Consider the following 19,032-nt stretch of genomic DNA (forward strand, 5'->3'; position numbering starts at 1 on the left):
GCCAGGGGTTCGAGGAAAAGCTCGACGCCGAACTGCGCGCCCGCGACATCGAGCTTGTCTGCCTCGCCGGCTTCATGCGCATCCTGACGCCCTGGTTCGTCGAGCGCTGGCACGACCGGCTGCTCAACATCCACCCGGCCCTGCTGCCGGCGTTCAAGGGCCTCGACACCCACGCCCGCGCGCTGGCCGAAGGCTGCCGGTTGCACGGCGCCACCGTGCATTACGTTCGCGCCGAGATGGATGCAGGCCCGATCGTGGCGCAGGGCGCGGTGGCGGTGATGGATGACGACACGCCGCAAACCCTGGGCGCGCGGGTGCTGGAGATCGAGCATGCGATCTATCCCAAGGCGCTGGCGCTGGTCGCCTCGGGCGCCGTGGAGATCGACGGCATGCGCGTGCGCCTGAAGGCAGGCGACGGGCCCGCCCCCGGACCGCTGATCGTTCCGGCCAGATAAGCCGCCCTGCCGGCTAGCCGGCCGCCCGGCGGGCCGGCTCGTCCGGCGACGCGACGTCCTCGATCTGCATGCACGCCGCCTCCTCGGCCCGCTTCTTCCACCATTCGGCATAGAGCCGCTTGCGCCCGCGCGGCGGCCGCGCCTCCAGCACGGTCATTTCCAGCATCCGGTCGGTGCGAAAATTGCGATGGTCCTGGCGCAACTCGCACCAGGCGGCCAGCACCCGGGCGCGCTCGAAAAAGGCCAGCACGATCGGCCAGACGACGCGCCGCTCGGGCTCGCGGCCGGGCACCTGATAGAGGATCTCCACCTTGCGCTCGATCCGCAGCGCCTCGCGCAGGCGGGCCAGCTCGATCCGGTCGGCCGGCAGTGAGGCCGGCGGCGGCGCGTAGAGCGGGGCGTCGAGAAATCCGCCGCGCAGGTCCCCGGGCAACACGGTTGCGATCTTGGCGACCGCATCGCGGGCCGTCCGGCAGATCGCCTCGTCGCCGCGCGCCTGCGCCATGCGCAAGCCGAGCATGACGATCTCCAGCTCTTCGCAGGTGAACATCAGCGGCGGCAGGTCGTAGCCGTCTTCCAGCACATAGCCGACACCCGCCTCGCCCAGCACCGGAACACCGGAGGCCTGCAGCGCGACGATGTCGCGATAGACGGTGCGCAGCGACACTTCCAGCTCGGCCGCGATTGCCCCGCCGCTCACCGGCCGTCGCATCCGGCGCAGGATCTGGATGACCTGGAGCAGCCTGTCGGCCCGACGCATGAGATTCCTTCCAACTGACAACAAGCCGATCGATGCTGACAGTATGCTGTCAGCAGGGGAAGGCTACAAGCCGGAACACCACCTGACCGGGAGTTTCACCATGCTTGTCCTGCTCGACTTCCCCGCCGCCCTGGGCCTGCGCAGCCTTTCCCCCTTCGCCTACAAGGCGGAAGCGCTGATCGCGCTTGCCGGTCGCGATTACGCAAGGGAGGAAGTCACCGATTTCAGCCTCCTCCCGCACGGCAAGGTGCCCGTGCTGAAGGACGGCTATCTCGTCATTCCCGACAGTTCGCTGATCCAGCGCCATCTGGAGCGCCACCACGGCCTCGACATCGACGCACAACTGACCGGTGTCGAACGCGCCATGGCCGAGGCCTTCCGCCGCATGGCGGAGGAACACCTGCGCTGGAGCATGGTGCATGCCCGCTGGATCGATCCGGCGGGCGAAGCCGAAATGATCGACGCGGCTTTCGGCGGAGTGCCGGAAGCCATGCGCCGCGATGTCTTCCTTGGCGTGCGCGAGCAGGTCCGGCAGGCGCTTCACATGCACGGCCTCGGCCGGCATGTGCCGGAGGAGATCTACACCTTCGGCCGCAACGATCTCGACGCGATCGCCACCTTCCTCGACGACAAGCCCTTCTTCATGGGCGACCGGCCGACCAGCGTCGACGCGATCCTGGCCGGGCTCCTGATCAACATGCTGACAAGCCGGATCGACACGAGCCTGACCCGCCATGCCTGGGCCATCCCGACCTTCGCCGACTATGCCTTGCGCTTCGAGCGCACGGTGTTCGGGCCGGCGGCAAAGATCCCGGACCGGCTGAAGCGCGCGACCGAGGCCGCCTGAAGCGGGCTCTAAACGGGCGGGTTCAGGCCTTCCGCACCCAGATCGCGATATCGTGGAACGCGGCGCCCCCATACGGGGCGACCGCATCCGCGCCGGTCAGCGTGTTGATGCCCTTCCCGTCCGGATAGGCCTCGTTCGGCCAGATCCCCTCGGCGATCACCACGCCGCGCTTCAGTCCGGCGGTCAGGCGTGCGTGCAGCATCACCGCGCCGCGCCGGTTGCCGATGCGGATCGCATCGCCGTCGGCAATGCCGAGGCCGTCCGCATCCTCAGCCCCGATCATCAGCTCCGGCCGGCCTTCCTTGGTCCGCGAGGCGGCGGTCTCGTTGAAGGTCGAGTTGAGGAAGGAACGCGCCGGCGAGGTGGCCAGCCGGAAGGGATGCTCCGCATCCGCCTCCTCCACCACGGCCCAGTAGTCCGGCAAGCCCGGCATCTGTTCAAAGGGGCCCATCGGTCCGGCATTGGGCGCCGGCACCTTCGGCCAGTCGGGCCGGAAACGGAACTTGCCGTCCGGCCAGGCGAAGCCGTCGAGATAATGCGCGGTACGGAACTCCGGCTGGCAGTCGACCCAGCGATCCCGTTCGATCTCCTCCAGCGAACCGAAGTTGGAGGCCTTCAGCATCCAGTCGATATGCTCGCGCGCGCTCATGGCGAAGCCGGGATGCTCCGCCGCGCCGACGCGGCGGGCGATCTCGTTGAGGACGTAAAGATTGGGGCGCGTCTCTCCGGGGCCCTCGACCACCTTCGGCCCAAGCATCAGATACTGGTGACCGCCCCCCTTGTAGATGTCGTCATGCTCGAGGAACTGCGTCGCCGGCAGCACGATGTCGGCCATTTTCGCCGTCTCGGTCATGAACTGCTCGTGCACGCAGACGAAGAGGTCCTCGCGGGCGAAACCCTGCTTGACCAGCTCCTGCTCGGGCGCGACCGAGACCGGGTTGGTGTTCTGGATCAGCATCGCCGTCACCGGCGGGCCGTGGCGCAGGGCTTGCGCGTCGCCGGTCAGGATTCGGCCGATCTGGCACTGGTCGAGCTGCCGCGTCGCCGGGTCGACCAGCGAATGCCCTTCGATCATCGACTTGTCGAGCGTGTAGATCGCGCCATTGTTGTGGAACGCTCCGCCCCCTTCGTGCTGCCAGGCGCCGGTGACCGCCGCGATGCAGGACGCCGCATGCATGGACACCGCGCCGTTTCTTTGCCGGGTGAAGCCGTAACCGAGGCGGAAATAGGTTTTCTTCGTCTCGCCGACCATTGTCGCGAAACGCTCGATCTCCTCCACCGACAGGCCCGTTATCGCCGCCGCCCACTGCGGCGAGCGCGCCGCCACATGCGCCTCCAGCTCGTCCGGACAGTCGGTGTAGCGCTCGAGATAGTCGCGATCGGCATGACCGTCACGGAAGAGGACATGCATGACGGCGCAGGCAAGCGCCGCGTCGGTGCCGGGCTTCAGGACAAGGCCGAGATCGGCCTGCTTCACCGTCTGGGTCGGATAGACGTCGATGGCGACGATCTTCGCACCGCGTGTCTTCCGCGCGGTGATGGCATGGGTCATCACGTTGACCTGGGTGGAGACCGGATTGGTGCCCCAGATCACCACGATATCGGCACGCGCCATCTCGCGCGGATCGGGCCCGGCCAGCCGTCCCGTGCCGGCAATGTAACCGGTCCAGGCCATGTTGGTGCAGATCGTGTCGAACTGGCGGGAATAGCCCTTGGCGTGGCGCAGCCGGTGGATGGAATCTCGCTGCACCAGCCCCATCGTGCCGGCATAGTGATAGGGCCAGACGGCCTGCGCCCCGTGCGCGGCCTCCGCCTTGAGGAAGGCAGCCGCGACCGTGTCGAGCGCCTCTTCCCAGGAAATCTCCTCGAAGCGCCCTTCGCCCTTCGGCCCGACGCGCTTCAGCGGGCGCATCAAGCGGTCGGGATGATAGAGCCGGTCGGCATAGCGGGCGACCTTGGCGCAGATGACGCCGGCCGTATAGGCATTGTCGCGCGCGCCCTTGAGCCGGCCGACAGTGCCGTCGGCAAGCAACTCCACCTCCAGCGCGCAGGTCGAGGGACAGTCATGCGGACAGGCGGAGGCCTTCAGGATGGGGGCATTCGCAACGGGGGCGTTCATGCGTCACTCGCGGGCAGGAGAAACAGGCCGCCAAGGTCGGCACATGCGCACCCGCTGTCAAGAACCGGTCGGCCCACAAACGAAAGGGCCGGCACAATGGCCGGCCCTCCCAAGGTCATTCGTCCGTAATCGGGAAGAGCCCCGTTTGGCTTCAGCCGACGATCTCGGTCTCGGAGAACCAGTAGGCGATCTCCTGGGCGGCCGTGTCGGCGCCGTCGGATCCGTGTACCGAGTTCTCGCCGATGTTCAGCGCATGGACCTTGCGGATGGTGCCCTCGTCGGCATTGGCCGGGTTGGTCGCGCCCATCACTTCGCGGTTCTTCGCGATGGCGTTCTCGCCTTCCAGAACCTGCACGATCGTCGGGGCCGAGCACATGAACTCGACCAGCTCGCCAAAGAAGGGACGGTCCTTGTGGACCGCGTAGAAGCCCTCGGCCTCGCGGCGAGACATCCACACGCGCTTGGACGCGACGACGCGCAGGCCCGCCTCTTCCAGCATCGCGGTGATCGCGCCGGTGAGGTTGCGACGCGTCGCGTCCGGCTTGATCATCGAAAAGGTGCGCTCGATCGCCATTGTCGTTTTCCCGTTGTTGTCTGACGAAGCCGCCGCGCCCTCGCGGCGCCTCGCCCGTCCGTACCTTGAAGGCCGGACGATCCTTGATCTCGTGGCGCCCGGTCCCGGGCGCGCCATGCGTATAGCCGGGGATCGGCGCCCCCGCAAGGCGTCAGGGGCGCCGGTTCCCGCAGTTTCTCGCCGAACGTCAGGCCGCCGGAATGGCGCGTGCGTAGCCGTCAAAGAGATCGAGGCATCGCTCGCGCCACTCCGCGACCGGCGAACCCGGTTCAAGCAGCTGGAACGAGCTCGTGATACGTGCCCACTGGAGAGTGCCGAACAGCATGTAGTCGCTCTGGAGCGGACTGTCCCCACCGATAAAGGGCTGCGTCTTCAGCATCAGATGCAGCGGCAGCAGCGCCGTGGCGAGATCGGAAAGCCGCTTCTCGCGCCCCTCCTGCACCTCTTCCAGGCTCATGCCGAACCTTTGCTCGCGCGGCGGGCGGAAATAGGCCTGGTCCTCCGGCGCGAGCAGGTCCCAGATGTCCTTGACGATCATCCGCACAATCAGCGCGCTCACCGAAGCGTTGACCCAGCTCTCGATCAGCTTCGCCGCCGCCATGCCACCCGGCCCGCCGAAGAGGCTCGGCCTGTCCGGATAGGTCTCCTCCAGATGGACGGCAATCGCCCAGCTGTCGCAAATGGTACGGTCCCCGTCGACGAGGATGGGCACTGTCTTGCCGACTTCCGGCGCGATCGAGGCGATCTGCGTGAAGGGTTTGGCCCGGGTCTCGAAGTCGAGGCCCTTGTGCTTCAAGGCCATGCGTGCGCGCCACGCATAGGGGCTGAAGGGACGTGCGGTGTCGGCACCGCAGAGTTCGTAGAGGATCAAGCTCAAGATCTGCCTCCCGTCGGGATCGGACGCCGTGCTCCCCAGGAGCATGACTCGTTCGCGGCGCAGACTATCTGCCACCACCCGCCCGGCCAAGGACGAACCGCAACAGGGATCGGAGTTTGCGCGAACCGGATCATCTCAACTTCAAGATGCAAAAACCCCGATGAAGCAAAGCCTCCGGTTGCGTCAAAGATCGAATGACGCCACGGCAAGATCGAGCGGCGGCGGATTTTCGAAAATTATTTACCGTCGGTTCAGCAGTCAAAGCACTTACTGCAGCTATCTTCAGTCTCGCGAGGCCGTTTTTCCCATGTCGATCAAACAGAAAATGCTCGTGCTTCTCACGGGTGCGCTCGCCGCGCTCCTTCTCGTGCTCAGCGTCCAGACCTACACTTTCCACAAGAGCCTGATGGACGGTCGTCGTGCCCTGGTCCAGACCCAGGTGGAAACCGCCTTGAGCCTCGTGAAGACGTTTCACGAGGAAGAGCAGGCCGGCCGGCTGACGACCGAGGAAGCCCAGGCCATGGCGCGCAACAAGCTGCGCTCCATGCGTTTCAACGGCAACGACTATTTCATCGTTCTCGACTCCAGCCGCGGCAACCAGGGCTTCGTCATCGCCCATCCCAGCGCCGAGGTCGAGGGCAAGAACCTGTGGGCGGCCAAGGACGCGAACGGAACGGCATTTGTCGTCGGCCAGATCGAAAGCGCCCGCATGGGCGGCGGCTACACCTCGTTCCTGTTCCCGCGCCTCGGCGAGACCGTGCCGGCTCCCAAGGTCAGCTACACGATGGGCTTCGCGCCCTGGAACTGGGCCATCAGCACCGCGCTTTACGTCGATGATGTCGATGCCGCCTTCAACGCGCACCTGATCGCCACTGCCGTGTGGGTGGTGCCGCTGATCCTGCTCATTGCCGGCTTCGCCCTCTTCCTCGCCAACAGCATCACCCGGCCCATCGCCGCGATCACCGACGCCATGCGCCACCTTGCGCAAGGCGATCTGTCGGTCTCCGTGCCCGGTGTCGGGCGCAAGGACGAGATCGGCCAGATGGCGGATGCGACCGAGGTTTTCCGCGATGGCATGCTGCGCGCCCAGGACCTGTCGGTGGCGCAGATCCAGGAGCAGCGCACCCGCGAGGAGCGTGCCCGTCGCATCGAGGAGATGACCCGCCGCTTCGACGAGAGCGCCACGGCGCTGCTCACCGCCGTCACGACCTCGGCCGGCGAGATGGAGCACAATGCCCGCTCCATGGCCGACATCGCGGAGGGCACCAACACCCGCTCCGCGACGGTCGCGACCGCCGCCCAGCAGGCAGCGGCCAACGTGCAGACCGTCGCCTCGGCCACGGAGGAGCTCTCCTCCTCCATCTCCGAGATCAGTTCGCAGGTCTCCAAGTCGTCGCAGATTGCCTCCCAGGCCGTCGGCGAGGCGCAGCGCACCGACAGCCAGATCCAGGGTCTGGCGGACGCCGCCGAGAAGATCGGCCAGGTGGTCAGCATGATCGCCGCCATCGCCGAGCAGACCAACCTCTTGGCGCTGAACGCGACCATCGAGGCGGCACGCGCCGGCGACGCGGGACGCGGCTTCGCCGTCGTCGCGGCGGAAGTCAAGGAACTTGCCTCGCAGACCTCCAAGGCAACCGAGGAAATCACCTCGCAGATCTCCTCGATCCAGTCCGAGACGCGGATCGCGGTCGGCGCCGTCCAGTCCATCGGTCGCACCGTCGAGGAAATGAACGCGATCGCCGCGGCCATCGCCGCAGCCGTCGAGGAACAGGGCGCGGCAACCGGGGAAATCGCCCGCAACGTGGAAGAGGCCTCGCGCGGCACGCAGGAAGTGACCGAGAACATCCTCGGCGTTTCCCATGCCGCCAGCGAGACCAGGACCGCCGCCGGCGGCGTGACCAACGCGGCCTCCGCCGTCAACCGCGACGCCGCCGCCCTCAAGAAGGAAGTCGAAACCTTCCTCGGAGGCGTGCGCGCCGCCTGACAGCGGACCCGCGTTCCATCATTCAGGGCCGCCGGCAGCAATGCCGGCGGCTTTTTTGTGCCGCGTCCGACGTCGGGTCTCTCGGCGATCACGGGAAAACCGGCGCGGGCTTGGGAATTTGCCTCTCGCGGAGCGTGAAACGCCGCGCTATCATTCGCTTCCCGCCTGACTTTTCACATCACATCACATGAGGATAGCCATGACGCCGTCGTCGGAGGATCTGCTCGCCGGCCTGCTCGACTGGGTGCGCATCGAGACCCACACGCCGGATGTCGAGGGGCTCAACCGTCTGATGGACCTGGTCGCGCAACAGGCCGAGGCCTTCGGCGCCAGCACACAGCGCTTTGCCGGCCGCGACGGCCGGGGCGACCATCTGCTGGTGCGCTCGCCCTGGGGCGACCACTCGAAGCCCGGCATCCTCTTCCTCTCCCATCTCGACACGGTGCATCCGCGCGGCACCATCGACAAGGACCTGCCGGTGCGCATCGAGGGAGATCGCTGCTACGGTCCCGGCATCTGCGACATGAAGGGCGGCGCCTATAACGGGCTTGCCGCGATGCGCGCTGTCGCAGACGCCATCAAGGCCGGCGGACCGGTCCCGGCGCTGGCCGTCAGCATCCTCTTCACCGCCGACGAGGAGGTCGGCAGTCCGACCTCGCAGGCGCTGATCGAGGAACAGGGAGCGAAGGCGAAATACGCGCTGGTGACGGAGCCTGCCCGCAACGGCGGCCATGTGGTCACCGCGCGAAAGGGCGTCGGCCGCTTCACGCTCAAGGTCGAGGGCCGCCCGGCCCATGCCGGCGCGCGCCACTGGCAGGGCCGCAGCGCGGTCACCGAACTCGCCCACCAGATCATCGCGCTGGAAGCGATGACCGATTACGACCGCGAGATTACCGTCAATGTCGGCGAGATCCAGGGCGGCACGGGCACCAATGTCGTGCCGCAATTCGCCGTGGCCGAGATCGACCTGCGCGTGCCGACGCTTGCCGCCGCCGAGGAAATGGTCGCCCGCATCACCTCGCTGACGCCGAAGACGCCGGACACCAGGCTGACGATCACCGGCGGCATGAACCGCCCGCCCTTCGAGCAGTCGCCGGCCAGCAAGGCGCTGTTCGACCACGCGGCGGGACTGGCCGCCGAAATCGGCTTCGAACTGATCGGCGAGACGACCGGTGGCGGCTCGGACGGCAATTTCATCGCCCATGCGGTGCCGACGCTCGACGGCCTCGGCCCCGACGGCGACGACGTCCACACCCTCAACGAACACATCCTCATCCCCTCGCTGGGCGAGCGGATGCAGCTGATGCGGCGGCTGATCGAAACGCTGGACTGAGCGGGCGTCTTTAGGGGCAGCCACCAGGGGCAAGGACGCTGCTGGTGGCAGCGCCCGCAACGGTGCGCGCAATTGACACCCACCATGAATTGCAATTGAATCCTCCCTGCAATCTCGACCGGGGGGGGGATATGGGATGACGTTGCGACTGTTTGCTGCCTGCGGGCTTCTGGCCATTTCAGGTCTGGCCCCGGAGGCCCGGGCGGACGAGTTCTTCCCCGTCTTCGAGGAGCTGCAGATCACCGGACGCGTGGAGATGGACAGCGCCGAGCCGGTTTCGCCCTCGGAAGACAATTATGTTTCCCTCGAGATCCACAACCGGATGGGGATCGGCGCGCTGAGCGGCTACTCGGTCTTCAACTGCCGGGAAAATGACACTGTTTGGCGCATGTTGCGCTCGCTCGCACGGCGCGAGAACCAGTCGGCGCAGCTGACGATGTCCATCAAGGATTATGATGGCAACTTCATCGTCGAGAACCTGCCGTTTCTGCACATCACCTACACGGATGTCCGATCCGGCGACGACGACAAGAACTGCATCTCCGGCCTGATTTCGGGCAATGTGACGCCGATTTTTCCCGTCCGACGCAACACCCGGTTCTTGATGACGCTCGGCATGTCGAAGACGGACGCCGTCGACATAACGATGCTTTCAGGAATCCAGCGCCTGGCGGCCGGGACGCGCGATGTTTTCGGGGTTGCAGGCTGGGCCGGAAAGGTCCTGGCAACCGACGACTCGCTGGAAATGCTGGAAGACCTGCAACGCACCTTCAATCAGCGTCTGGGAGCCCAGGTCGAAGCGAAGGAAACCTTTCCGATCGACAGCGACGACGTCAACACGATCATCAGGGCTTCGCTCCTCGCCGCACCGTCGAACAACGCCGTGTTCGAACCCGTGGGAAGCGTGGACATTCGCCTGAGCTACCTGGAATCGCTTTTCTTCGACCGTGAGGACGTGAGCATCGGCCGGGGCTCCGATGTGCTCGACAGACCTATCTTCGCGGAAAGCGACCGGACAATCCGCGCCAAACTGCTCAACGAGAACACACCGCTGCGGGTTCACGCGTCCGATATCGCCATCGATCTCTCCGACCCGAACGACGATGTCGACCTGAGGGAGGTCTGCAACAGCCTGCGCTCGACGCTACGCAGCCAGCTCAAGCTGTCCAGGCGCGACACGGCAATCGCCATGTGGTCGGCGCTTGAGGAGATGACCAGGGGCGTTCGCTATGCCGCCGCACCGCACGCCCACAACGATGCCTGCTTCTCGCAGGAGGACCTCGCGCAACTGCGCTTGCACAACGAAACATGGACGCTCGCCCAACCACGCGGCGATTTCGGAAACCGCAACGTCAACACGCAGATGGCGGATCTCGAAAGGGCAATTTTCTCCGGAACCGCAGCGGATCCAGCGGTGCTGAAGTCGCTGGCGGTGGAAGACGAGGACGCTTTCTTCGTACGCTTTTCCGGCAATGCGTTCGGCGTGGCCGACCATGCGCTTCTCACGGGGGCGAGTGCGTTCGAGAAGGCGGCGGAAATCCTCGGAACCAGGGTCGCGCGGCTCGGCTGCTACGCGCCGAGCGAGTTGGGCAGGCTTGGCGCCATCGCCTTTCATGCATCGGAAAACACGGACTTTTCCAACCCCACCGCCAATGCGGCCCTCTTCGACAATGACGGACGCTTGCGCGGGATCGATTTCTCGACGGATGTCGGTCTGATCAAGACGATACACGGGTTCGTCGACTGGCCGGCGAAAACCGCCGAACGCGTCGGGAGCTGCAAGCGCTTCCAGATGCCCTCCTGAGCCCGCGCCAGCTCGCGGAACGCAGCGGCGGGCCTGCCCCCCCCGACGGCGACGACGTCCTCATCCCCTCGCTGGGCGAGCGGATGCAGCTGATGCGCAGGCTGATCGAAACGCTGGACTGAGCGGGCGGATTCAGGTCCGGCCGCGCCTGCCGAAGACGGGACGGCTCGGGACGGTGCCGGCAGTGGGATCGGGAAAGGCCACCATCGGCTCCGGATACTGACTGGTCGGAGCGGCGGGCGGCGGGGAAAGAGCCTCCCCCGCCTCCTGATCGTCGGGCGGCGGGCCGCCAGGAGCCGGCGCTAGCGGCGCGGCCGACGGCTCTCCGGATGCCTCGGGGAAAGACTGCGGCGCCGGCGAAGACATGGCCACCTCCTCCCCGCGCGTTTCCACGGCGAGCTGCAATACCCGGCCGGGCACGAACGTGCCTTTGTCCAGGAAGCGCACCCGCGTGATGTCGGTCTCGCTTTCACCGATCGTGTCGCCGTCCTTGACGACCGCGCCATGGGCCAGAAGGTAGCGGACCAGCCCGAAGATGCGTTGCGCCACGTCGACCGGCTGTTTCGGTGCAGGCAGGAACTCGATTTCCATACCGAAAAAGTGGCGTGCGCCAAGGGTCGCCGCACCGATCGCCTGACCTTGCCCGGTCATCTCGTCCGGGAACCACATCAGGTTGACCCAGTCCTCGACCGGCAGGTTTTTCGACAGCATGGCGCGCACCGCATCACGCATGCCCTCGGGCGACAACATCATCTCGCCGCTCGCCCAATAGGCGCCGAGGCCGTCGCTCACGTCGAGCGCGGCAGCGGTGACGAAGGTGGTGACCATGGCGAAATGCAGCGCCTGCTCGTGATCCGCCGGCAGCTCCACACAGCCGACGATGAGATGGGCGTCATGCGCCTCGACCGCCGCGCCGGATTCCGGCCAGGCCAGCGACGCGGCAACCGCCTGCTCCATCGTCCCCGGTGGCACCGGTGCCGCCTGGACGATGACCGTCAACGGAACCCCGCCGACCCCGACCATCGCCGGCTCGGCCCCTTGCGCGTCGCGCAAGAGCTCGACGGAGAGCCCGATTGGCGCCGTGAGCTGGCGAATCTGCAGGACGAGGGCCGCCATGTCGAGGCGGCGGGAAACGTCGAGCAGCACGAGACTGAAGAAACGGTCGGACATCGGCACATCCTCTGACGCGGCACGCCAAGGATTATACGCCAAAGGTTGCAGATGCGAGAACCTGCCATTGCGGACGCCCGCAAGCCGAACTGCAGATTCATCAAAAAAGAACGTCCGGATTCTCGATCAGCCAGGGCATCATACCCTTCAAGAGACCATGCCGCGCCTCCCACTCGAGAATCGGCCCGGCATTTTCCTCGGCGATCCACGGCTCCTCGCTTTCCTCGCAAGGACTCGCATCGAAATAGCGGATCTTCCGCCGCTTCATCTGGTCGTGAAACACATCGGACACGTAAAGGCCGGCGACGCGAAGCCGCAGAGAGCACCAGATGTGATGTCCTGTAATCGCCGGGCGGCTCAGAACGTTGCGATGCCGCCAAAGCACGTTCAGACGTGGAGAGGTCAAGGGATCGTTAAAATTGTACCACGCCACCTCGGAACGGCTGACGAGCAGGCTGTCGAATGACACGCAGCAGTTGAAGACGAAGAACGGCTCCTCCACCGGTGTGCCGTTCTTGTAGGAGAGTTCGAGCGGGAAGAACTGATGCGTTCCCGGTTCGAATTCCTCCACCAGATCCCTGAACCGCTGGCTGACCGCGTTGAGCCCCGGCATCGCGAAAATGTCGGGCAGTCTCTTGCGGACGTTGATTTGCCGGGCCTTCGTCCGTAACCGCCGCGCTCCGACAGGCAAGCCCAGGCTCAGTCCAAATCTGTGCGGGTCTTCCGCGGTGTCCAGGAACTCGAAGATCGGCTCCCGATGATCGAAGGCCAGCTTAATCCAGGCTGCCATCGGATCAGTCCCGGCACGGCCAGGGCGACGGGACGAATCCCTGGGACCGATCCTGCGGAAACGGATGAACGCAAACGCTGCAATGCATGTCGACAGCCTCCGGCAAGGAATGCCGGAGGCTAGCAATCGATGGTTGCGGGAAGGTGAATACCCCTCTCAGTCGGGCAGCCGCTTCCCGTCCGCGCCGAAATAGTGCAGGTGTTCGGCACCGCAGGACAGATGCACCCGCGCGCCGGCGACCGGCACCTCGCGCCCGCCATCGACCCGCACGATCATCCGCTCGCCGTCGTCGAGTTCCACATGGGCGAGCGTCTCCGCACCCAGGGCCTCGGCGATGACCAGCTTGCCGGACAGCACCGCCGCCCCCTCCTCGCAGAAGGACAGATGCTCGGGGCGCACGCCGACCGTGTCGAGCGCGTCCGCCGGGCCGGCCGTTTCCGCCACCTTGCGCAGGAGGCCGCTCGCCTGAAGCCGGGCCGCCTGCAGGAAGTTCATCGGCGGCGAGCCGATGAAGCCGCCGACAAAGACGGTCGCCGGCTTGTTGTAGACCGACAGCGGCGTGCCGACCTGCTCGGCATTGCCACCATTCATCACGATGATGCGGTCGGCCATGGTCATCGCCTCGACCTGGTCGTGGGTGACATAGAGCGAAGTGACGGCAAGGCGGCGCTGCAGCGTCTTGATCTCGACGCGCATCTGCACGCGCAGCTTGGCGTCGAGATTGGAGAGCGGCTCGTCGAAGAGGAAGACGGACGGCTTGCGCACGATGGCCCGGCCCATGGCGACGCGCTGGCGCTGGCCGCCGGAAAGCTGGCGCGGCTTGCGGTCGAGATAGGGCTCGAGCTCCAGCATCTTCGCCGCCTGGCCGACGCGCTCGGCGATCTCGGCCTTGGACACGCCGGCGATCTTCAGCCCGTAGGCCATGTTGGCGAAAACCGTCATGTGCGGATAGAGCGCATAGTTCTGGAACACCATGGCGATGTCGCGCTCGCGCGGCTCCAGCTCGTTGACCACACGGCCGCCGATGGAGATTTCGCCCGACGTGATGGTTTCCAGCCCCGCCACCATGCGCAGCAGGGTGGACTTGCCGCAGCCCGAGGGACCGACGATGACGATCAGCTCGCCGTCGGCGATCTCCGCCTCGACCCCGTGGATGACCTCGGTCGGTCCGTAGGACTTGCGGACGTTGGAAAAGGCGATCTCAGCCATGGAACCTATTTCTCGCTTTCCACGAGGCCCTTCACGAAGAGCCCCTGCATGAAGATGACGACGGCGACGGGCGGCAGCATCGCAAGCAGCGTGGTTGCCATGATCACCGGCCAGTCGGCGATGTCGTCGCCGGAGGGGAACATCTGCTTGATGCCCATGACGATGGTGTTCATGTCCGGCTTGGTGGTGATCAGCAGCGGCCAGAGATACTGGTTCCAGCCGTAGATGAAGAGGATGACGAAGAGCGCCGCGATGTTGGTGCGCGACATCGGCAGCAGGATGTCGAGGAAGAAGCGCACCGGCCCCGCCCCGTCGACCCGGGCCGCCTCGATCAGTTCGTCCGGCACGGTGAGGAAGAATTGGCGGAACAGGAAGGTCGCGGTCGCCGAGGCGATCAGCGGCAGGATCAGGCCCGTGTAGGAATTGAGCATGCCGAAGCCGGCGACGACCTCGTAGGTCGGCACGATGCGCACCTCGACGGGGAGCATGAGCGTCAGGAAGATCATCCAGAAGAAGGCCATGCGGAAGGGAAACCGGAAATAGACGATCGCATAGGCGGATATGATCGATATGACGATCTTGCCGATGGTGATGCCGAACGCCATGACGCTGGAATTGAACAGCATCAGGAGCACCGGCGAATTGACGCCCCTGGTCAGCGCGGCCGTGTAGTTCTCGATGAAGTACCCGCCCGGCACGAGCGGCATCGGCGGGCGGACGATCTCCGGCTGGCTGACCGTCGAGGCGACGAAGGCCATGTAGATCGGGAAGCAGATGATGGCGATGCCGACGATCAACCCGATATGGGTCAGCCACACGCCGAGCCCGCGTTTTTCGACCATGCCGCTCATCAGTAGTGCACCTTGCGTTCGATGTAGCGGAACTGGACGACCGTCAGCAGCCCGACCACGAAGAGAAGGATGACCGACTGGGCCGCCGAGGACCCGAGGTCCTGGCCGACGAAGCCGTCGGAGAACACCTTGTAGACAAGGATCGTCGTCGCCTGCTGCGGCCCGCCCGAGGTGATCGTGTGGATCACGCCGAAGGTCTCGAAGAAGGCGTAGACGATGTTGACGACGAGCAGGAAGAAGGTGGTCGGCGACAGGAGCGGAAAGACGATGGTCCAGAACCGGCGGGCAAAGCTCGCCCCGTCGATGGCGGCCGCCTCGATGACGCTTTTCGGGATCGCCTGCAGGCCGGCGAGGAAGAACAGGAAATTGTAACTGATCTGCCGCCAGGCCGAGGCGACGACGACAAGGCCCATCGCCTCGCCGTCATTGAGCACGTGGTTCCAGTCGTAGCCCATCGCCTTCAGATACCAGGCGACGAGGCCGACATTCGGATTGAACATGAACAGCCACAGGACGCCGGCAACGGCGGGCGCCACCGCATAGGGCCACACGAGCAGCGTCTTGTAGGCGCTCGACCCCTTGATCACCCGGTCGGCCATGACGGCAAGCCACAGCGCCGCCCCCATCGAAAGCGCCGTGACAAGCGTGGAGAAGACCACCGTCGTCTTGAACGAGGCGAGATAATAGCGGTCGCTCAGCAGGAACTCGAAATTGCCGAAACCGACGAATTGCGAGGAGAGACCGAAAGGATCGGGAATATAGGCAGACTGGTAGATCGCCTGGCCGGCGGGCCAGAAGAAGAAGACGAGCGTCACCAGGATCTGCGGCGCGAGCAGCAGATAGGGCAGCACCCGGCTGTTGAAGACGACGCGTTTGTGCATGGCGCGGACCACCGGCGGAACAATGGATGTCGGCTGTCGCCGACGGGAGAAAACGGCCCGGCGGATATCGCCGGACCGTTTCCCGAAACGGGCGGGCCGCAAGCAGGGAACGCCCCTGCCCGCGGGCGCACTTCAGGCTTTAGCGGTTGGCCTGCTCGAAGCGGCGCAGCAGCTGGTTGCCACGCTCGACGGCGTTGTCCAGCGCGTCCTTGGCGGCCTTGTCGCCGGCCCACACGGCTTCCAGTTCCTCGTCGATGATGCCGCGGATCTGGTCGAAGCTGCCCAGTCGCAGGCCCTTCGAGTTGGCCGTCGGGGCCTTGCCGGTCATCTGGATGACGGCAATGTCCGTGCCCGGGTTTTCGCCATAGAAGCCGGCCGCCTTGGTCTGGTCATAGGCTGCATGGGTGATCGGCAGGTAGCCGGTGTCCTGGTGCCACTTCGCCTGGATGTCGGCGGTCGACAGGAAGTTCAGGAACTCCGCGACGCCGGCATATTCCTCGGCCTCGTGACCGGACATCACCCACAGCGAAGCGCCGCCGATGATGGTGTTGACCGGAGCGGCCTCGACCGAACCCCAATAGGGCAGCGGACGGATGTCGAAGGCGAACTGGGCCTCGGCCTTCACACCGGCATAGCCGGCGGAGGATTCGGTGAAGAACGCGCATTCGCCGGAGCGGAAGCGGGCACCGCCCTCGTTGCGGCGACCGGCATAGATGAACTTGCCGTCCTTGGCCCACTGGCCCATGGCCTCGATATGGGCGACCTGCACCGGGCCGTTGAAGGCGAGTTCGGTGTCGACGCCGGCAAAGCCGTTCTCCTTCGTGGCGAAGGGGACGTCATGATAGGCGGAGAGGTTCTCCAGGTGCACCCAGCTCTGCCATGCGGTGGTGAGCGGGCAGGAAGAGCCGGAGGCCTTCAGCTTGTCGAGCGCCTCGCCGACCTTCTCCCAGGTCGACAGATCGGCGTCCGGATCGATGCCGGCCGCCGACAGGGCGTCGCGGTTGACGTAAAGGACCGGCGTCGAGGAGTTGTAGGGCAGCGACAGCATCTGGCCGTCCGTGGTGGTGTAGTAGCCGGCGACGGCCGCCAGATAGGCGTCCTGGTCGAACGGCTTGCCGGTCTCGGCCATCAGCTCGTAGACCGGCTTGATGGCGCCCTTGGCACCCATCATCGTCGCGGTGCCGACCTCGAAGACCTGCAGGATATGCGGCTGCTCGCCGGCGCGGAAGGCGGCGATGCCGGCGTTCAGCGTCTCGGAATAATTGCCCTTGTGCGAGGCGACGACGACATAGTCGCTCTGCGAGGCGTTGAACTTCTCGACCTGCTCGGCAAGCAGCTCGCCCAGGCGGCCGGTAAACGCGTGCCACCACTGGATTTCGGTCGCGGCGTAGGAAACGCCGGTGCTGCCGGCGAGGATCGTCGCTGCGACGAGGCCGGCCAATGTCTTGCGATATGCCATGTTCGTTTGCTCCCAAGGCTCGGGGATATGCCCGACATGCGGTTGACTTGCGATCACGACCCGCTTTCCGGTCGCGCCGAACGAAACGCCCGCATTTCGTATTGTTTTCATATGAACGCGATATGTCGCTCACATGAACATTAAGCGACAGTTCCATGACGTCCGCAACCCCAAGATTGCGCGAGGATTTTCACATCCCCTTCGCTTTTTCGGCGACGCCCGGAAACAGCAGTATGACAGCGCCGCCGCGCGCCGAAAAACCACGTTTTCGGCACCGGACTGCCGCGGAACGCAAGCGTTCGCGAACGTCAACCGGCGGGAGCGGTTATCCCCGATCCTCTTTGCGGTACACGTCCGGCCTGTGATTTGCGCTTCCACCCTCCCCCTCTCGTCCGCTAGGAACATAGACCCACGAGAGGAAACGACATGAAGGGTCCGCTACCGGCGAACGACACGAACGCCGCGACGATGCGCGTTGCCCCGCACAATGCGGAGGCCGAACGACAGTTGCTGGGCGCGATCATCGTCAACAACGAGACCTATTACCGCGTATCGGACTTTCTGGAGCCGGAGCATTTCTTCATCGCTCCGCACCGGGAGGTCTACGAGAAGGCCGGCCAGCTCATCCGCGCCGGCAAGATCGCCTCGCCGATCACGCTGAAGACCTTCTTTCCGCAGGACGCCAAGATCGCCGACATGTCGGCGGCGCAATACATCCTGCGGCTCGCCGCCGATGCCGCCTCGATCATCAATGCCGAGGACTACGGCCACGCCATCTACGATCTCGCGATCCGGCGGAACCTGATCCGCATCGGCGAGGACATGGTCAACATCGCCTTCGACGCGCCGATCGACATGCCGCCCGGCGCGCAGATCGACGATGCCGAGCGGCGGTTGTTCGAGCTTGCCGAGAAGGGCCGTTCCGACCAGGGGTTCGTCTCCTTCGGCGATGCGCTGACCGCGACCATCGAGATGGCGGCGGCCGCGTTCCAGCGCGAGGGCGCGCTGTCGGGCATCGCCAGCGGGCTGCGCGACCTCGACGCGCTGATGGGCGGGCTGCAGCCCTCGGACCTGATCGTGCTCGCCGGACGTCCGGCCATGGGCAAGACCTCGCTTGCCACCAACATCGCCTACAATGTCGCCGAGGCCTATATGTCGGAGGAGCAGCCCGACGGCACCATCAAGACCGTCAATGGCGGCGTTGTCGGCTTCTTCTCGCTGGAAATGTCCGCCGAGCAGCTCGCCACGCGTATCATTTCCGAGCAGACGGAAATCTCCTCCTCCAAGATCCGTCGCGGCGACATTTCCGAACACGACTTCGAGAAGCTCGCCGCCGCCTCGCAGACGATGCAGAGCGTGCCGCTGCATGTCGACCAGACCGGCGGCATCTCCATCGCCCAGCTCGTCGCCCGCGCCCGCCGGCTGAAACGCCAGCGCGGCCTCGACCTCCTGATCGTCGACTATATCCAGCTGCTCACCGGCTCCTCGAAGAACCAGGGCAACCGCGTCCAGGAGATCACCGAGATCACCACCGGGCTGAAGGCGCTGGCCAAGGAACTGAACGTCCCGATCATCGCGCTGTCCCAGCTCTCGCGCCAGGTCGAATCGCGCGACGACAAGCGCCCGATCCTGTCGGACCTTCGCGAATCCGGCTCGATCGAGCAGGACGCCGACGTCGTGCTTTTCGTCTATCGCGAGGAATATTATCTCGCCAAGGCGATCGGCACGGAGGCGACACCGGAGGACATGGAGAAGCTCGACCGGGCAAGGAACCGCGCGGAGGTGATTATCGCCAAGCAGCGTCACGGCCCCACCGGCACCGCCCACCTGCATTTCCAGGGCGAGTTCACGCGCTTCTCCGATCTTGCCGATCCGGACCGTTTCCCCGATCCCCATTGAGACGGACCGCGCCGTGACAG

The 19,032-nt window shown here is 65.5% G+C and carries 16 protein-coding genes; 6 read left to right on the forward strand and 10 right to left on the reverse strand.

Translation table 11 applies throughout. The features are described from left to right. The coding region (gene purN / locus ACN0T5_RS03720) for a phosphoribosylglycinamide formyltransferase (protein WP_417767275.1) at positions 1-455 on the forward strand (455 nt) is incomplete at its 5' end. Between the two features lie 13 nt (positions 456-468). Here the strand turns inward: purN and ACN0T5_RS03725 are convergent. Further along, the gene (locus ACN0T5_RS03725) at positions 469-1,215 is read right to left on the reverse strand and encodes a helix-turn-helix transcriptional regulator (protein ID WP_417767276.1); all 747 of its coding nucleotides are present in this window, start codon (positions 1,213-1,215) and stop codon (positions 469-471) included. Positions 1,216-1,258: 43 nt separating this feature from the next. On the opposite strand from ACN0T5_RS03725, the gene ACN0T5_RS03730 reads away from it, so the two are divergent. Further along, complete coding sequence (locus ACN0T5_RS03730; RefSeq protein ID WP_417767277.1) at positions 1,259-2,062, forward strand: glutathione S-transferase family protein; 804 nt, start codon at positions 1,259-1,261, stop codon at positions 2,060-2,062. 22 nt (positions 2,063-2,084) lie between these two features. On the opposite strand, the gene ACN0T5_RS03735 is transcribed toward ACN0T5_RS03730, so the two are convergent. The 3 genes from ACN0T5_RS03735 to ACN0T5_RS03745 form a co-directional block, all read right to left on the reverse strand. Then, positions 2,085-4,181 carry a molybdopterin oxidoreductase family protein gene (locus ACN0T5_RS03735; protein WP_417767278.1) on the reverse strand — a complete coding sequence of 699 codons (2,097 nt, stop codon included), beginning with the start codon at positions 4,179-4,181 and terminating at the stop codon, positions 2,085-2,087. 151 nt (positions 4,182-4,332) lie between these two features. After that, positions 4,333-4,755: a nucleoside-diphosphate kinase gene (gene ndk / locus ACN0T5_RS03740; protein ID WP_417767279.1), complete on the reverse strand. Its 423-nt coding sequence runs from the start codon at positions 4,753-4,755 to the stop codon at positions 4,333-4,335. 187 nt (positions 4,756-4,942) lie between these two features. Further along, the gene (locus ACN0T5_RS03745; protein ID WP_417767280.1) at positions 4,943-5,632 is read right to left on the reverse strand and encodes a glutathione S-transferase family protein; all 690 of its coding nucleotides are present in this window, start codon (positions 5,630-5,632) and stop codon (positions 4,943-4,945) included. Positions 5,633-5,939: 307 nt separating this feature from the next. Between ACN0T5_RS03745 and ACN0T5_RS03750 the strand changes: the two genes are divergently transcribed. From ACN0T5_RS03750 to ACN0T5_RS03760, 3 genes are all read left to right on the forward strand, one after another. Continuing rightward, positions 5,940-7,616, forward strand: coding sequence for a methyl-accepting chemotaxis protein (locus tag ACN0T5_RS03750; RefSeq protein ID WP_417767281.1), 1,677 nt, complete (start codon positions 5,940-5,942; stop codon positions 7,614-7,616). A gap of 199 nt (positions 7,617-7,815) precedes the next feature. Further along, positions 7,816-8,949 (forward strand): M20 family metallopeptidase, encoded by a 1,134-nt coding sequence (locus ACN0T5_RS03755; protein ID WP_417767282.1) that lies wholly within the window; start codon positions 7,816-7,818, stop codon positions 8,947-8,949. Positions 8,950-9,085: 136 nt separating this feature from the next. Next, on the forward strand, positions 9,086-10,753 hold the full coding sequence (locus ACN0T5_RS03760) for a hypothetical protein (protein ID WP_417767283.1): 1,668 nt from the start codon (positions 9,086-9,088) through the stop codon (positions 10,751-10,753). A 132-nt stretch (positions 10,754-10,885) separates the two neighbouring features. Here ACN0T5_RS03760 and ACN0T5_RS03765 read toward each other — a convergent pair whose 3' ends face one another. The 6 genes from ACN0T5_RS03765 to ugpB form a co-directional block, all read right to left on the reverse strand. After that, positions 10,886-11,923 (reverse strand): DUF4261 domain-containing protein, encoded by a 1,038-nt coding sequence (locus ACN0T5_RS03765; protein WP_417767284.1) that lies wholly within the window; start codon positions 11,921-11,923, stop codon positions 10,886-10,888. A 100-nt stretch (positions 11,924-12,023) separates the two neighbouring features. Beyond that, on the reverse strand, positions 12,024-12,713 hold the full coding sequence (locus tag ACN0T5_RS03770; RefSeq protein WP_417767285.1) for an imm11 family protein: 690 nt from the start codon (positions 12,711-12,713) through the stop codon (positions 12,024-12,026). 156 nt (positions 12,714-12,869) lie between these two features. Continuing rightward, on the reverse strand, positions 12,870-13,922 hold the full coding sequence (gene ugpC / locus ACN0T5_RS03775) for a sn-glycerol-3-phosphate ABC transporter ATP-binding protein UgpC (RefSeq protein ID WP_417767286.1): 1,053 nt from the start codon (positions 13,920-13,922) through the stop codon (positions 12,870-12,872). Positions 13,923-13,927: 5 nt separating this feature from the next. After that, positions 13,928-14,764, reverse strand: coding sequence for a sn-glycerol-3-phosphate ABC transporter permease UgpE (gene ugpE, locus ACN0T5_RS03780; RefSeq protein WP_417767383.1), 837 nt, complete (start codon positions 14,762-14,764; stop codon positions 13,928-13,930). An 8-nt stretch (positions 14,765-14,772) separates the two neighbouring features. Beyond that, positions 14,773-15,654 carry a sn-glycerol-3-phosphate ABC transporter permease UgpA gene (gene ugpA, locus ACN0T5_RS03785; RefSeq protein ID WP_417767287.1) on the reverse strand — a complete coding sequence of 294 codons (882 nt, stop codon included), beginning with the start codon at positions 15,652-15,654 and terminating at the stop codon, positions 14,773-14,775. Between the two features lie 139 nt (positions 15,655-15,793). Further along, complete coding sequence (gene ugpB, locus ACN0T5_RS03790) at positions 15,794-17,113, reverse strand: sn-glycerol-3-phosphate ABC transporter substrate-binding protein UgpB (protein ID WP_417767288.1); 1,320 nt, start codon at positions 17,111-17,113, stop codon at positions 15,794-15,796. Between the two features lie 426 nt (positions 17,114-17,539). Between ugpB and ACN0T5_RS03795 the strand changes: the two genes are divergently transcribed. Further along, a complete protein-coding gene (locus ACN0T5_RS03795) occupies positions 17,540-19,012 on the forward strand; it encodes a replicative DNA helicase (RefSeq protein ID WP_417767289.1) in 1,473 nt (490 codons plus the stop codon). Positions 19,013-19,032 lie beyond the last annotated feature (20 nt).

Origin of the sequence: Stappia sp. (assembly GCF_048261845.1) — a bacterium.
In the GTDB taxonomy this organism is placed as follows: Bacteria; Pseudomonadota; Alphaproteobacteria; order Rhizobiales; family Stappiaceae; genus Stappia.

Bases quoted from the DNA above. Each gene is read 5' to 3' on its own strand.
- ACN0T5_RS03735 (WP_417767278.1), bottom strand. From the start codon at position 4,181: ATGAACGCCCCCGTTGCGAATGCCCCCATCCTGAAGGCCTCCGCCTGT.
- ACN0T5_RS03755 (WP_417767282.1), top strand. From the start codon at position 7,816: ATGACGCCGTCGTCGGAGGATCTGCTCGCCGGCCTGCTCGACTGGGTG.
- ndk (WP_417767279.1), bottom strand. From the start codon at position 4,755: ATGGCGATCGAGCGCACCTTTTCGATGATCAAGCCGGACGCGACGCGT.
- ACN0T5_RS03725 (WP_417767276.1), bottom strand. From the start codon at position 1,215: ATGCGTCGGGCCGACAGGCTGCTCCAGGTCATCCAGATCCTGCGCCGG.
- ugpA (WP_417767287.1), bottom strand. From the start codon at position 15,654: ATGCACAAACGCGTCGTCTTCAACAGCCGGGTGCTGCCCTATCTGCTG.
- ugpE (WP_417767383.1), bottom strand. From the start codon at position 14,764: ATGGTCGAAAAACGCGGGCTCGGCGTGTGGCTGACCCATATCGGGTTG.
- ACN0T5_RS03770 (WP_417767285.1), bottom strand. From the start codon at position 12,713: ATGGCAGCCTGGATTAAGCTGGCCTTCGATCATCGGGAGCCGATCTTC.
- ACN0T5_RS03795 (WP_417767289.1), top strand. From the start codon at position 17,540: ATGAAGGGTCCGCTACCGGCGAACGACACGAACGCCGCGACGATGCGC.
- ACN0T5_RS03760 (WP_417767283.1), top strand. From the start codon at position 9,086: ATGACGTTGCGACTGTTTGCTGCCTGCGGGCTTCTGGCCATTTCAGGT.
- ACN0T5_RS03765 (WP_417767284.1), bottom strand. From the start codon at position 11,923: ATGTCCGACCGTTTCTTCAGTCTCGTGCTGCTCGACGTTTCCCGCCGC.
- ACN0T5_RS03750 (WP_417767281.1), top strand. From the start codon at position 5,940: ATGTCGATCAAACAGAAAATGCTCGTGCTTCTCACGGGTGCGCTCGCC.
- ugpC (WP_417767286.1), bottom strand. From the start codon at position 13,922: ATGGCTGAGATCGCCTTTTCCAACGTCCGCAAGTCCTACGGACCGACC.
- ACN0T5_RS03730 (WP_417767277.1), top strand. From the start codon at position 1,259: ATGCTGTCAGCAGGGGAAGGCTACAAGCCGGAACACCACCTGACCGGG.
- ugpB (WP_417767288.1), bottom strand. From the start codon at position 17,113: ATGGCATATCGCAAGACATTGGCCGGCCTCGTCGCAGCGACGATCCTC.